Annotated in this window: 13 protein-coding genes and 3 pseudogenes; 12 read left to right on the top strand and 4 right to left on the bottom strand. The window is 69.1% G+C overall.

What is annotated here, in order from left to right:
* The first annotated feature begins 56 nt into the window (after positions 1-56).
* A complete protein-coding gene (locus tag DL519_RS42730) occupies positions 57-323 on the top strand; it encodes a DUF3040 domain-containing protein (protein WP_190823445.1) in 267 nt (88 codons plus the stop codon).
* A 22-nt stretch (positions 324-345) separates the two neighbouring features.
* Here DL519_RS42730 and DL519_RS42725 read toward each other — a convergent pair.
* Positions 346-1,172 (bottom strand): annotated as a pseudogene (locus tag DL519_RS42725) (aldo/keto reductase).
* Positions 1,173-1,471: 299 nt separating this feature from the next.
* On the opposite strand from DL519_RS42725, the gene DL519_RS42720 reads away from it, so the two are divergent.
* The 5 genes from DL519_RS42720 to DL519_RS42705 all read left to right on the top strand — a co-directional run bounded on the left by DL519_RS42720 (position 1,472) and on the right by DL519_RS42705 (position 6,197).
* A complete protein-coding gene (locus DL519_RS42720; RefSeq protein WP_190823444.1) occupies positions 1,472-2,329 on the top strand; it encodes an NAD(P)-dependent oxidoreductase in 858 nt (285 codons plus the stop codon).
* Between the two features lie 71 nt (positions 2,330-2,400).
* Positions 2,401-2,487 carry a putative leader peptide gene (locus tag DL519_RS50640; protein WP_397545095.1) on the top strand — a complete coding sequence of 29 codons (87 nt, stop codon included), beginning with the start codon at positions 2,401-2,403 and terminating at the stop codon, positions 2,485-2,487.
* A 92-nt stretch (positions 2,488-2,579) separates the two neighbouring features.
* On the top strand, positions 2,580-3,590 hold the full coding sequence (locus tag DL519_RS42715) for an ABC transporter substrate-binding protein (RefSeq protein WP_449619134.1): 1,011 nt from the start codon (positions 2,580-2,582) through the stop codon (positions 3,588-3,590).
* A 61-nt stretch (positions 3,591-3,651) separates the two neighbouring features.
* Positions 3,652-4,791: an LLM class flavin-dependent oxidoreductase gene (locus DL519_RS42710; protein WP_190823443.1), complete on the top strand. Its 1,140-nt coding sequence runs from the start codon at positions 3,652-3,654 to the stop codon at positions 4,789-4,791.
* 230 nt (positions 4,792-5,021) lie between these two features.
* Positions 5,022-6,197, top strand: a complete 1,176-nt coding sequence (locus tag DL519_RS42705) for a thiolase family protein (RefSeq protein WP_317891430.1) — start codon at positions 5,022-5,024, stop codon at positions 6,195-6,197.
* A gap of 143 nt (positions 6,198-6,340) precedes the next feature.
* On the opposite strand, the gene DL519_RS42700 is transcribed toward DL519_RS42705, so the two are convergent.
* The gene (locus DL519_RS42700) at positions 6,341-8,041 is read right to left on the bottom strand and encodes an IS1634 family transposase (RefSeq protein ID WP_190823442.1); all 1,701 of its coding nucleotides are present in this window, start codon (positions 8,039-8,041) and stop codon (positions 6,341-6,343) included.
* Positions 8,042-8,413: 372 nt separating this feature from the next.
* Between DL519_RS42700 and DL519_RS42695 the strand changes: the two genes are divergently transcribed.
* The 3 genes and pseudogenes from DL519_RS42695 (at position 8,414) to DL519_RS47985 (ending at position 9,613) form a co-directional block, all read left to right on the top strand.
* Positions 8,414-8,788: a Zn-ribbon domain-containing OB-fold protein gene (locus tag DL519_RS42695; RefSeq protein WP_190823441.1), complete on the top strand. Its 375-nt coding sequence runs from the start codon at positions 8,414-8,416 to the stop codon at positions 8,786-8,788.
* 200 nt (positions 8,789-8,988) lie between these two features.
* Positions 8,989-9,207 (top strand): annotated as a pseudogene (locus tag DL519_RS47990) (maleylpyruvate isomerase N-terminal domain-containing protein); the annotation flags it as partial.
* Positions 9,208-9,328: 121 nt separating this feature from the next.
* Positions 9,329-9,613, top strand: a complete 285-nt coding sequence (locus tag DL519_RS47985; RefSeq protein WP_223840489.1) for a hypothetical protein — start codon at positions 9,329-9,331, stop codon at positions 9,611-9,613.
* Between the two features lie 25 nt (positions 9,614-9,638).
* On the opposite strand, the gene DL519_RS42685 is transcribed toward DL519_RS47985, so the two are convergent.
* Entirely contained in the window at positions 9,639-10,016 is a 378-nt protein-coding gene (locus DL519_RS42685) for a molybdopterin cofactor-binding domain-containing protein (protein ID WP_190823440.1), read from the bottom strand.
* Between the two features lie 32 nt (positions 10,017-10,048).
* Here DL519_RS42685 and DL519_RS50635 point away from each other — a divergent pair.
* Positions 10,049-10,138: pseudogene (locus DL519_RS50635) on the top strand (UbiD family decarboxylase domain-containing protein); the annotation flags it as partial.
* 19 nt (positions 10,139-10,157) lie between these two features.
* On the top strand, positions 10,158-10,391 hold the full coding sequence (locus DL519_RS42680; protein ID WP_223840127.1) for a CobW C-terminal domain-containing protein: 234 nt from the start codon (positions 10,158-10,160) through the stop codon (positions 10,389-10,391).
* Between the two features lie 199 nt (positions 10,392-10,590).
* On the opposite strand, the gene DL519_RS42675 is transcribed toward DL519_RS42680, so the two are convergent.
* The gene (locus DL519_RS42675) at positions 10,591-11,685 is read right to left on the bottom strand and encodes an alpha/beta hydrolase (RefSeq protein ID WP_190823439.1); all 1,095 of its coding nucleotides are present in this window, start codon (positions 11,683-11,685) and stop codon (positions 10,591-10,593) included.
* Positions 11,686-11,848: 163 nt separating this feature from the next.
* On the opposite strand from DL519_RS42675, the gene DL519_RS42670 reads away from it, so the two are divergent.
* The gene (locus tag DL519_RS42670; RefSeq protein WP_190823438.1) at positions 11,849-12,970 is read left to right on the top strand and encodes an alpha/beta hydrolase; all 1,122 of its coding nucleotides are present in this window, start codon (positions 11,849-11,851) and stop codon (positions 12,968-12,970) included.
* The last annotated feature ends 419 nt before the right edge of the window (positions 12,971-13,389 follow it).

Here is a 13,389-nt window from a genome sequence, read left to right as displayed (position 1 = left end):
GGAAGCCATCGTTGCGATACTTGCTCAACTGACGGATGAGCCGTTGGAGGTGGGGCATGCTTCCGAGGGATGAGCGGCGCCGCCTGCGGGAGATCGAGCAGCAGCTCATCGGCGATGATCCCAAACTGGCCCGCCGGTTGACCGAGACCAGCGCGTGGCGGCGGCTGTGGGCGCTGATGTCGCCGCGGATGGCGCTGGTCGTGTTCGCCGCGGTCATCGCAGTGGTGTGCCTGTTCCTAGGCGAAGGCGGTGGCGTGTTGTCCGCCGGGGCGTTGGCCGCGATCGTGTTCCTCTCCCGAAACTGGCAAATCCGCCTGGAATGAGCCCGGAAACGCAAGGTCCCGGTCAGGCCACGCCTGCCGGGTCGGCTTCTGCCATCGACACGCCGTCGGCGACGATCCGGTCGATCTCCGCCAGGTCCTCGGCGGATAGTTCGGCGTCTGCCGCGGCGAGGCTGTCCTCGATGTGGCGTGCGCTGCGCGCACCGACGATCGCCACGTGCACTCCCGGCTGGGCCAGCACCCACGCGATGGCCAGCCGGCCGACCGGCATGCCCTTCGTCGCGGCGAGCTCCGCGAGGCGGTCGACGACGGCGAGGTTGCGGCGCAACGGTTCGCCCCGGAACGCCGAGGATTGCGACCGCCAGTCGTCCGGCTCGAACGGCGTCGACGGGTCAGCCGCCCGGTGCGCAGCCCGGGCCGGCGGGCTGTAGGCGAGCACCCCGATGTCGTGCTCGCGGACATAGGGCAGGATCTCCCGCCCGATCTCCGCCGGAACAGGTGGTAGGGCGGCTGCAGGGTCTCGACCGGCCGAAATCGGTCGGACTCGGCCAGCTGCTGGGCGTCGTAGTTGGACACCCCGACGTGCCGGATCTTGCCCTCGTCGACCAGTTCCTGCAGCGCACCGGCGGTTTCCTCGGCCGGCGTGCGGGGGTCTGGCCAGTGCACCTGGTAGAGGTCGACGTGGTCGAGCCGCAGCGCCCGCAGGCTCTCCTCGATGCCCTTGCGCAGCCACGCCCGCCCGGCATCGCGCGGTCGGCCGCCGCCGGGATCGATACCGCCCTTCGTCGATATCATCAGGCTGTCGCGGTCCCTGGTCAGCTCGTCTCGAAGCGCGGTTCCGAGCACCTCCTCGGACCCGCCCGAGCCCGTAGGCTGCGCGGTGTCGAACAAGTTGACGCCGAGCTCGCGCGCCGGATCGCTTCGATGGCGGCGCGCTCGTCGAAGAACCCCCAATCCCGCAGAGCTGCCAGGTGCCGAAGGCGATCCGGGACACGGTCATGCCGGTCCTGCCCAGGATTGTTTCGCGCCTGCCCCCAGGACACCGCACCTGGTGCGGGCCCGCACGCCGATCACTGTCCACAGTAGCCAGCTGAAGGGTTTCCGTTTCCGGCTGTTAGAAGTTGTGCGGCACGAACCGGCGAGCGGTAGCACAATCACCATGAGTTCACCTCCGGCGGTAGGAGAATTCGATGACGTCTGTGGCGTTCCTGGGCACCGGCACGATGGGCGCCCCGATGGCGCGCACCCTGCTGGGAGCCGGTTTCCCGGTCCGGGTCTGGAACCGCACGCGCGCCAAGGCGGCATCGCTGTCGGCCGATGGCGCAACCGTCGCGGAGACGCCGGCGGAGGCCGCCCAGGGCGCTGACGTGCTGATCACGATGTTGTTGGACGCGCCCTCCACGGTCGCGGCGGGCGAGGCGGCAGTCCCCGAACTGGCGCCGGGCGCGGTGTGGGTGCAGATGGGCACGATCGGACTGGCAGGTCTGGCGGAAGCAAATGCCGCCGCAGGCGGGGTGACGCTGGTCGACGCGCCCGTGGTGGGCACGAAACTCCCGGCGGAGCGCGGCGAACTCGTCGTGCTGGCCGCAGGGCCGACCGAGGTGCGCGACCGCGTGCAACCGCTGTTCGACGCCATCGGGCAACGCACCCTCTGGCTCGGTGAGGACGCCGCGGCCGCGGCCGCAACACGGCTGAAACTCGTCGTCAACAACTGGATCCTGACGCTCACGAACGCGGTGGGCGAGGCGATGGCGCTGGCCGGTGCGCTGGGCGTGGACCCCGCGGACTTCCTGTCCACGATCGGCGGAACAGCGACGGATTCGGCATACGCGCAGGTCAAGGGATCAGCCATCATCAACGGCGACTTCACGCCGTCGTTCGCGTTGCGCACCGCGGGCAAAGACGCGGAGCTGGTCGCCGAGGCCGCGGGAGATTCGGTGCGGCTCGACCTCGCCGACGCGGTGCGGGAGCGGTTCCGGCGGGCGAAGGCGGCCGGTCATGGCGACGAGGACATGGCCGCCGCCTACTTCGCATCGTTCCAGGATTGAAACCCGGATTTCTCGAAGCGTGGGAGCCACCGAGCCGTCGTTGACCTTCCCCGCGCGCGGCTGACAGCATCGTGCTCGTGTCCGGACGCATCGTGTTGACCTGGCGCCTGCACGTCGATCTGCGACGGCAAGCCAGCGCCGCCTGTCGTCCCCGCTGAGTTCCTCGCGCTGAATCCTCGCAAACCCCGCAGTTCCGGGGCTGTTCTCTCCTGCCCGCGCGCCGTTTCCCGCAACGATGGAGCAATCGACCGTGCGTCGTCGTGATTTCCTTGCTGCCCTTGCCCTTTCCACCGCCTCCGCCGGACTGCTCAGCGCCTGCGCGAGCGGCCGGGACGACCCGGCCCAGGCGCCGGTGCCCGCGCCCGTCGACGCCGGACGACTGGCGCAGGTGACCCTGCGCGTCGGCGACCAGAAGGGCAATTCCCGTTCCCTGCTGCGGTCGGCCGGTCTGGACGACTTCCCGTACACGGTGCAGTGGGCGACCTTCCCGTCCGGTCCGCCGCTGCTGGAAGCGGTGTCGGCGGACGCGATCGACCTCGGCGGGGTCGGCAACACGCCACCGCTGTTCGCCGCCGCGGCCGGGGCGAAGATCAAGATCATCGCTACCTCGAAGGGCAACGTCGCCAGCGATGCCCTGGTGGTGCTGCCGAACTCGCCGCTGCAGGGCCGCGACCAGCTCCGGGGCCGCAAGATCGCGGTCGCCAAGGGAAGTTCGGCACACGGCCAGATCCTGTTGACGTTGCGCGCGGCCGGGCTCACGGTCGACGACGTCGAGCTGGTGTTTCTGCAGCCCTCCGACGCGCTCGGCGCATTCAGGCAGGGCTCCGTGGACGCGTGGGCGATCTGGGACCCGTACTTCTCGCAGATCCAGCTGGAATCGGGCGCCCGGGTGATCGCCGACGGCCAGGGCACCGCCAACGGCCTGAGCTTCCAGGTCGCGGGAACCGCCGCGCTGGCCGACGCGGGCCGCAGCACCGCCATCGCCGACTACCTGGTGCGGCTGGCCAAGGCGCAGCGCTTCGCCGACGGCAACCGGGAGCAGCGCGCGCAGGCCTGGTCGGCGGACACCGGGCTGCCGATCGAGGTGACCCGGCGGGCCACCGGCCTGGGGCCGGACCTGCCGGTGCCGCTGGACGACGCAGTGATCCGCTCGGAGCAGGAACTCGCGGACGCGTTCGTGGCAGCCAAGGAGATTCCCCGCCGGTTCGAGTTCGCCGAGTTCGTCGACACCCGATTCGCGCCCCAGCTCGCCGCCGTCTGACACGACTGTCGCCGCTTCGCACAACGACAAGCAGACTCCGAGGAATCCGGGAGAACACCGCATGAGCGTCACCACGCACTGGTTCTTGCCCACCCACGGCGACGGCAGGTCCATTGTGGACAGGCCGCACGTCACGCCGACCGGGGCCGACACCCCGCGCCAGCCCGACATCGACTACCTGGCGCAGGTCGCGCAGGCCGCCGAGCACCTCGGTTTCACCGGGATGCTCACCCCCACCGGAACCTGGTGCCAGGACGCCTGGATCACCACGGCGGCGCTGCTGGCCCGCACCCGGCGGATCAAGTTCCTGGTGGCGTTCCGGCCCGGCTCGCTGACCCCGACGCTGGCAGCCCAGCTGGCCACCACCTACCAGCGGGTCTCCGGTGGTCGGCTGCTGCTCAACATCGTCACCGGCGGCGAATCCGTCGAGCAGCAGCGCTACGGCGACTGGCTGGACCACGACCAGCGGTACGCGCGCACCGACGAGTTCCTCGCCGCGCTGCGCGGCATCTTCACCGGCGAGCCGCTCGACTTCGACGGCGAGCACTACCAGCTCCGCGGCGCCACCGCGTTCGAAGCGCCGGACCCGCAGCCCCCGCTGTACTTCGGCGGTTCCTCGGACGCCGCCCTGCCGGTGGCGGCGCGCCACGCCGACGTGCACCTGACCTGGGGCGAGCCGCCGGACGCGGTGGCCCGGAAGGTACAACGGCTGCGCGAGCTCGCCGCCGACGAGGGCCGCGCCCTGCGGTTCGGCATCCGCGCCCACATCATCACCCGGGACACCAGCGCCGAGGCCTGGGCCACCGCGCAGAAGTTCGTCGACCAGATGGATCCGGCCGATGTGGCCCGCTCCCAGGCGAAGTTCACGACCACCGAATCCACCGGCCAGCGAAACATGGCCGCCCTGCACCGCGGTGTGCTGCACGGCGACGCGCGGGAGCTGGAAATCCACCCCGGGCTGTGGGCGGGTGTCGGGCTGCTGCGCGGCGGCGCGGGCACCGCGTTCGTCGGCAGCCACGCCGAGGTCGCGGACCTGATCGAGGAGTACCACGCGGTGGGCATCGAGGAGTTCGTGCTCTCCGGCTACCCGCACCTGGAAGAGGCGTACTGGTTCGGCGAAGGAGTGCACCCGGAACTGGCCCGCCGAGGCCTGCTCGCTTCGGCCGAGTCCCCGGCACCCGCGCTGGCAACCGCCAGGTGACCTACCCGCAATTTCAATGGAAATTGCGGAAGTTATCCACAACCTTCGGCGTGTCGTGGCCCAGCACGCCGAAGATCCGCAATTTCCATTGAAATCAGAGCTTCGATTTCCATTGAAATTGCGGTCAGTGCGGTGTCTTGCGTGGTGAGGGGCGGGCGCGTCACCATGGTGGGGAGATTTTGGACCGAATCGGTCCGAAATATCTCCGGTGCCGCGCAGAGGAGGCAGCGTTGACGGGCTCCGCAGGACGCCAGCCGGTGATCGCCGGTCTAGGCATGACCGAACTGGGCAAGGTCTACGGCCGCACCGCGGGGCAGTTCGCCGCGGACGCCGTGCGCGCCGCCGTCGCCGACGCCGGGCTCGAGCTGTCCGATGTGGACGGAATACTCGCCAACTCCGGGATGTCCGGCGGCGTCGACATCTGGACGCTGCAGCAGGAACTCCAGGTCCGCGGCCTGCGGCTGCTGACCGAGATGCAGGCGTTCGGCTCGTCGGCCGGCTCGATGCTCGCCTACGCCTCGATGGCCGTGCAGTCCCGCATGGCCGACACTGTCGTGTGCGTGTTCGCCGACGCGCCCCGCCAGCCCGACAAGGGCAGCGCGGCCGCCTACACCGGGCGGCGCACGCCGACCGGCTTCGAAGGCCTGCTCGGCGCAAGCGGCCTGACCAGCGTGAACGCCATGTACGCTCAGGCGGCCCGGCGGCACATGAACACCTACGGGACCACCTCCGAGCAGCTCGGCGCGATCGCCGTGGCACAGCGGGAGTGGGCCGCGCGCAACCCGTTGGCGCAGTTGCGGGAACCGATCACGCTCGCCGACCACCAGGCGTCGCGGATGATCGCCGACCCGTTACGGCTGCTGGACTGCTGCCTGGTCAGCAACGGCGGCATCGCCGTCCTGGTCACCTCCGCCGACCGCGCCGCCGACCTGCGGCAACCGCCGGTGAACGTGCTCGGTTTCGCGCAGTGCCACCCCAACTACCCGGCCGCGCGCGGCAGCGAATTCGGCCTGGTCAGCGGGGCGGCGCAGGCCGGTCCGGCCGCATTGAAGATGGCCGGGTTGTCGATCTCCGACGTCGACGTCGTCGAGCTGTACGACTGCTACACCTTCACGGTGCTGATCACGCTGGAGGACTACGGCTTCTGCGCCAAGGGCGAGGGCGGCGAGTTCGTCGCCTCCGGCGCGCTGGCGCCGGGCGGAACCCTGCCGGTCAACACCGGCGGCGGCCAGCTGTCCGCCTATTACATGTGGGGCATGACCCCGCTGTCCGAGGCGGTGATCCAGGCCCGCGGCCACGGCGGAGAGCGGCAGGCACCGCGCAACGACGTGGTCCTGGTCAGCGGCAATGGCGGCATCCTGGCCCACCACTCCACCGTCGTGCTCAGCCCGAACTCCCCCGATTAACGAGTGTTTCAAAAGTGGTTTGCGTAGCGCCCGGGTTCCACAGATCAGCGTGCTGACTAGTCCACGAATTGGTGGGTTGGCCTGGGGAAACGGCTTTTTGCCCGGTGACGGGGCGTGTCACTAGGCGGCGGTGTTCGTACTGGTCAGCGGGTTGTGGGGGTGACCTCGTGGACGCGGCGGGGTTCGTCGAGTTTGAGGGCGGTGAGGATCGTGCGCTGGGGTGGGGTGATCTCGGTGCGTTGCCGGAAGGTGCCGGCGGGGCCGGTGAAGGTGCCCAGGTGCAGGCGTTGCAGCTCGTCACGGATTGATGGCCAGGTCTGCCCGGTGGTGGTCTCGGTGATGCGGATGAGTAGCAGGGCCAGCCAGCAGAGCAAGACGTGGGCGCGGATGCGTTCCTCGCGGCGGTGGTAGACCGGTCGCAGGTCGATGATCTGTTTCATGTCGCGCCAGCCGCGTTCGACTTCCAGCAGTTGCTTGTAGCCCAGGGCGATGTCCTCACTGGACAGTTTCGGGTCGGAGGAGCGCAGCAGGAACTTGCCGTCGAGATTGGCCTCACGGTCGATGGCTTTTTTGTCGATGCGCAGTAGCCCGCCGGGGGTGACACGCAGGTAGCGCTTGAGACCGGGCTTGGTGGAGATCATGCCGCGTAGTTCGGCGCGCTTGTCGGTGGCGAGCTTGTCCGATCCGGTGATCGCCTCGTCGAGTTGGGCGAGCATCCGTTGCCGGATCGTGGCGTCGCGTTCGGCGGCGTCGGGGTTGAAGCAGATCACGAACCTGTCGTCGGCGTCGGCGAGGTTGACCTCCTTGACTTGCAGGTTGTCGGCGACCGTCTTGTAGCGGCCCTGCCGGGCGAGCGCGGCTTTCGCCTCGGCGGAGTCCCCGCGCAGCTTCTCCCCGAGGATGTAGTGGCCGCCGGCCCGCCGCAAATATCTCCTGTTCTCCGTCGAGGTGAAGCCACGGTCGGCGACCCACACGACGCGGCCCAGCGACCAGTCCCGCATGTCCGCCTTGACTTGACGAATCAAGGCGGAATCGGCTGTGTTCCCGGGCCAGCACCAACATCTGACAGGGATACCGTCGCGGGTCACCGCCATCCCTATGACGACCTGCGGCAGATCCGGGCGGGAGTCCTTGGACTTGCCGTAGGTCCGAAACCCGGCGGGTTTGGCGGTGTCCCGGCCGTCGGCAGCCAGGCCACCGCGCTCGTCACGGCCGACCGGCTCGTCAGGTTCGTCGAGTTCGAAATACGTGGACGTCGTGTCGAAGAACAGCAGATCCACTTCAAGGTTCAACAAGTCAGCGACGTTGTCGTAGACGACGCGGGACAGCTCCGGCTCCACCTCGATCAGCCAGTCCATCGCCCGATAGCAGGCCTCGTCAACGACGGAATCCAGCCCGTCGATCACGGTGTCATGCTCGATCCACCGGGTCGCGGCCAGCTTCGAGGACGGAGCCAGCGCCCGGTTCGCCACCAGTGCGAACAGGATCCGCTCGACACGGCCGTCCATCCGTGTGCCGGCCAGCATCGTGCGCATCGCCTGATCGATCCCGAACCGGCGCCACAGCCCATCCAGCACGTAAGAACCACCCAGCGGACGGGACTCGGTGAACGTCAGCCCCGCCGGGGTCGTCGCAGCCAACGCATCACCCGGTTCCAGCAGCCGGCTCAGTGCCACCACCAGCCGCCGGATCCCGGCGATGTCGAGCTGGTCTTCACGACCGAAGGAGTAGAGCACCTTCGTCTTCGACGCCTTCGCGATCGGGTCCCACTCGTTGTGAGCCAGCTGCAGGTAGCCGATCACCCGACCATCACGGGTCCGCCGGGTCGAGCGCTTCACGTACACAGCGACCCACCCTAGCGATCAACCTCCTATGCGATCAAGAAGATTCCGCAGGTCACGGAATGTGACCGCGCGAATCGTGTCACTAGGCACTTCTGACGTTTCCCCCAGGCCTCAATGCGCTGACCTGCGACGCAGCCGCCAGCCGTGCCGCCACAGCGGGATTATCTGTGGAACGCGGGTAGCGGTGCGGGTAGCGGCGCCTCGGGCGACGTCTCGCTGTGGGATCCCCGACATCATGAATGCCAATTCACCACGTCGGGGCTGTCCTCGCGAAACAACCCCTGAGAACCCGCGCCGGTGCAAGCTGAGTCCCACACCGCAAGCGGCTACCGCCGCTTATGGAAAAGATCATCGCTGAATCCGGGAGGAACCATGACCTCAGTTGCCCGCAACGAGGCCTCCGCCGCGTTCTTCGACGGCAGCGCCCGCGGCGAACTGCTCGTCCGGCGCTGCCCGCAGTGCTCGCCGGTCATCGCGCCCAACGTGCCGCAGTGCCCGGCCTGCGGCTCCACCGAGCTCAGCTGGGAACCCGCGAGCGGTGCCGCGACACTGGTGACCTGGACCGTGGTGCCCGTTCCCGGCGGCGGCCACGTCGTCGCCGGCATCGTCGAGCTCGCCGAAGGGCCCTGGCTGCATGCGCGGATCCTCGACGTCGCTCCCGAGGACCTCGCCGACGGGATCGCGCTCGGCGTTGGCTTCGAACGGCACGAGGACGGCGAGGCCGTGCCGGTTTTCCACGCCGCCTGACCAGAGCGCTCGCAGGTGGCTTGCTGTGAGACCACTGCCGCCCCATGCGCCGCTCACGAGGACAGGTGCTGGATGCTCACCGAACTGCTGGATGACCTACGGGCGGAAAGCGCGGACCTGGACGCGATGGGTCGCCGGGCTGGCCCCGGAGAGGTGGGCGACGCCCACGCCGGCGGCCGGGTGAACCATCGCCTACCAGATTGCAAGTCGCACCTCGCCATCACCGATCCCGACGAGTTCGTGGGCGGCAGCGCCGGGAATCCGAGGACATCGGCGTCGACGCCGGAGCCGCCGAAGGCGTCCGCACCGAGCCCGGCAAGCTGCTCGCGCGCTGGCGCGCGGGACGCGACCGGCCGCTGGCCGCGCTCACCGCCGCCCCGGCCAACGGTCGCCTGGTCTGGTACCGGCCGCCGATGAAGCCCGCGTCGATGGCCATCGCGCGGATCACGGAGACCTGGGCACACGGCCAGGACGTCGCCGGCGCCCTCGGCGTCACGCGCGAACCCACCACCCCGGCTGCGCCACGTCGCACACCTGGACGTGCGAACCTTCGGATTCTCCTTCAGCACCAACGATCTTCCCTCCTGGGCGGGCCGCTGCGCGTCGAACTCCGCGCGCGAGGAAGCGGCGAGGGCCTGGGGCCCGGAAGCCGCCGCCGACCGGGTCAGCGGCCCGGCGTTGGACTTCTGCCTGCTGGTGGCGCAGCGCCGGCACCGCGACGACCTGGCGATCAGTGCCGTCGGCGACACCGCGCGCCAGTCGCTGACGATCGCGCAGGCCTTCGCCGGTGCACCCGGCTCCGGCCGCGCTCCGATCGGTTCGTGAACGCTTGCGCCGGTGAGAACCGGGTTCACCACTCAGAGCGCGGTCGTGAGCGAATATTCCGGTAAGAACCAGAAGATTCGCTCACGAGAGCTTGCGACGACACGTACAGCTCGACGCCGCCGTCCTCGGTGGGCAGCGTCAAGACGGAGTCCGGGCCGAGGAATGCCTGCTCCTTCATGCCGACCTCGTACTCGCCGGTCACGACCACGTCGGCCTGCTCGCGCGCGGCGGTGAGATCGCCGTGGCGGATCTTGACGTGCCGCACCAGGTTTCCGTCCGGGTGCACTCGGCGCGCGTCTTCGAGCGCGAGTTCCGCATCGGTCACCGGGTCGAGGGGTTCGTAGTCGACTTGGACGAGCTTGGCCGCCTGCCGCGCCGTCTCCGGGTCGTCGGCGGCGTTCAACGCGAACCGGTTCGCCCTGGTTATCGTCCGATGTGGATCTCTCGACGATTACGATCCTCCAGCACTTCGCCTCCGATCGCGCGCCCTACATCACCAGTGGGATCGTGATCACCGAGGACCCGGACACCGGGGGTCGGCAACATGAGCTACCACCGGTCGATGGTGCACTCCCCCACCGAACTCGCCACCAGCCTGCACTCGCGGGGCGACCTGTGGCGGCTGTGCGAGGAGTATCCGGAGAACTCGCCGAACGGGCCTTCTCTCCACGCGCGGGGCAGCAAGGTGGTGTTCATCGTCCGCAACCTCGACCGCGAGCACCTCGCCGAAGGCCTCCAATCCTGCACGGCCTCGGTTTCGGCCGCTCAAGTCTCGTGAGCGCTTTTCGGTGCCATAGCCAACAATGCCGCTTAGCCTGGGTTGATCTTGGTGGGAGGTAGGCTCGCACCGCCGCGGTTCTCAGACGTCCTCCGGCGAGGACAGTCCCGAAGCCGCGTTATTGGACATTCCCGGAGTCCAGATGGCGTCTGGGGGTCCGCCACCCGCACCGCCACGCAAAACGACCCTGGCGAACAGATCATCCTGGGTTCAGGCCCAGTCGGTGGGAGATCCACGGCAGGGCGTCGGCGAAGGCCGTGCGCCAGACGTCGAAGGTGTGCTCGCCGTCGGGGATCACCACCAGCTCGGTGTCGATCCCGGCCAGGCGGGACAGCTCGGCTAGCCGGTTCACGGCCGCTCGCGGTTCCGGGTCGTTGTCGCCAACCACGAAGAAGCCGTGCAGTCCGGGGAACCTGCCGTGGATCAGCAGCCAGGACGGCTCGTGGGCGTCGAAATCCTGCTGCGAGCCGCCGAACAACGCATCGGCAGCCCCCGCCGGGTCGTTCACGTCGCCATCGCGCGGGCCGAGCAGGCCGCCGAAGTCCCCGAAAGTCGCGAACACATCGGGATGGCGCAACGCGAGCATGATCGCGCAGCTGCCGCCTTCACTGAGCCCCGCCACCGCCCAGTCCCGTCCGGGGTCACGGGTGAGGAACCTGCTGTGCACGAACCGGGGGACGTCCTCGGTCAGGTAGGTCTCGGCGTTGCCGCGGGCGCTGTCGACGCATTCGGTGTCCGCGAAGACGCCGCCGTTGACATCGGGGATCACGACGATCGGCGCGACGCCACCGTGCTGGGCCGCCCACCGATCGGCGGTCCGCTGCGCCGCTCCGCCGTCCAGCCAGTCCGTCGGGCTGCCCGGAGTGCCATGCAGCAGGACGATCACCGGCAACCTCGGCCGCGGGCTGGCGAACCACGCGGGCGGCAGGTACACGTTGGCCGGGCGTGCCTGGAATCCCGAGGCCCGGACCGGAATGTCGACGGTGACCACGATGCCGGACGCCGGCGGTGCCATCTGGGCGTTGAGCATCTCCAGCGAACCCTCGCTCTCCTCGGCCACCCCGAGCGCCTGGGCGAGCGTCAGGTAGTAGCCGAAGTACGCGTTCACCCCGGCCAGCGCGTTCAGCGCGAGCGCGGCCACGACGAGCGGGACGAGCAGCCAGCGCGCAGCGCGGTCGCGGAATCGCCACACCAGCACCACGAGCAACAGCAGTGCTGCGGCCAGCAGCAGCGCGCGCACCGGCCAAAAGTCGACCAGTGAGAGATCCGCGCAGAAATCGGCCAACCACCGCATTCCCGGCAACCTCCCAGAATCCCGACACCGACCGATGTGGACGCCCGCCAGCGTACCGGGGGTTTTCCCGGAACAAACCGGAAAACCGGGTCATACGGACGAAATCGCCGGACGGCACAGCGATTCCACTCGATGGGTAATAATCGTCTTCGTGCGGGTGGCATTGACGAGTGGCATAGGCACGGGACCGCAGCTCCCCGCTTCGGTCACCGAACAGGCGGGCGGGCGCAGTCCACTGGAGTCCGTAGTGCTGGTGGGGGTGCTCACACTGCTGACCATCGGCGCGATCGTGGTCGTGAAGCGGTGGAAATTGCGCAGAATCGCCTATTCCGTCCCGGTTCTGCTGGCGCTGCTGACATGCGCGGCCGGGGTCAACAGCTACGTCGGCTACGTTCGGTCGCTCGACGACTTCGGTCGGTTGCTGATGCTCGCCAACGGCGGCAACAGCGACACCGAACCAACTGCGGTGCAGCCGAACCTGGTGCCGGGCGGCGTGCGGATGACCGACGTCTCGCTGCCCGATCCGCGGCTGGGCATCCCGACCGGCCGCACCCGGGTGCTGCTGCCGCCCGGATACGATGACCCGGGGCGGGCCAACGAGCGCTATCCGGTGGTCTACCTCGTGCACGGCTACCCCAGCGGCGGCCCGGACGACTGGCTCGGCCCGGGTGGCGCGGTGCAGACCCTGCAGGCGCTGTCGGACGCCCGCGCCGCGCGGCCGATGATCGTCGTCGCGGTGGACGCCACCGCGGGCACCGGCACCGACTGGGAATGCCTGAACGTGCCGAGCGGCCCGCAGCTGGAGTCGTACCTGACCACGACCGTGCCGCAAGCGATCGACGCCCGGTTCCGCACGCTGCCCGACCGGGGCGACCGGGCGATCGGCGGGATGAGCGGCGGCGCGTTCTGCGCGCTGAACCTGGCGCTGCGCAACCAGAACACCTACTCGGTGATCCTGGCCAGCGAGCCCTACGACGACCCCGAAACCACCTTGCTGGACGGCCACCCCGACCTGCTGCGCGCAAACACCCCGCGCGAGTACCTCCCGGCGCTGCCGCTGACGCGACCGCTCTCGGTGATGCTGCACGCCGGTGTCGTCGCGCACTCCGACGTCGACCTCGCCTACCGGCTCGGCGACCAGCTCGCCGCCCACGGCGCGAACGTCGCGGTGCGCACCGAACCGGGCGAATGGCACACGTGGCGCAACGCCCGCATCGGCCTGCCCTACCTGCTGACCTTCGCCGCGGAGAACTTCACCGCCGACCAACCACCAGAACACCAGTGACGGAACCACCGTTTCGGCACGTCAAAGCCCCACGAGCGCGGCTAGTCGCCATGGCGGCTGTTCGGGATGTGGCGTTGTGGCGGCGCCGCTCGTGCCTCGAAGCACCAAGGCCCTTAACGCGCCCTCGCGGAACCGGGGCACCCGAACTTGCCGGGGCAGTGCCGGTGATGGGTGTGAGGCGAACGGACCATACGACGCGCCTATTGACGCGAACAGTCCGTTCGCTCCACACCAACAACCCAGCACCCGAGGCTCGGCGAACGAGGCGAACGGACCATACGACGCGCCTATTGACGCGAACAGTCCGTTCGCTCCACACCAACAACCCAGCACCCGAGGCTCGGCGAACGAGGCGAACGGACCATACGACGCGCCTATCGACGTGAACAGTCCGTTCGCTCCACACCAACAACCCAGCA

The sequence above is a fragment of the Saccharopolyspora pogona genome, from assembly GCF_014697215.1.
Lineage (GTDB): Bacteria > Actinomycetota > Actinomycetes > Mycobacteriales > Pseudonocardiaceae > Saccharopolyspora > Saccharopolyspora hattusasensis.
Note: the sequence above shows the minus strand (reverse complement) of the source record. Positions and strands in the feature narration are given on the sequence as shown.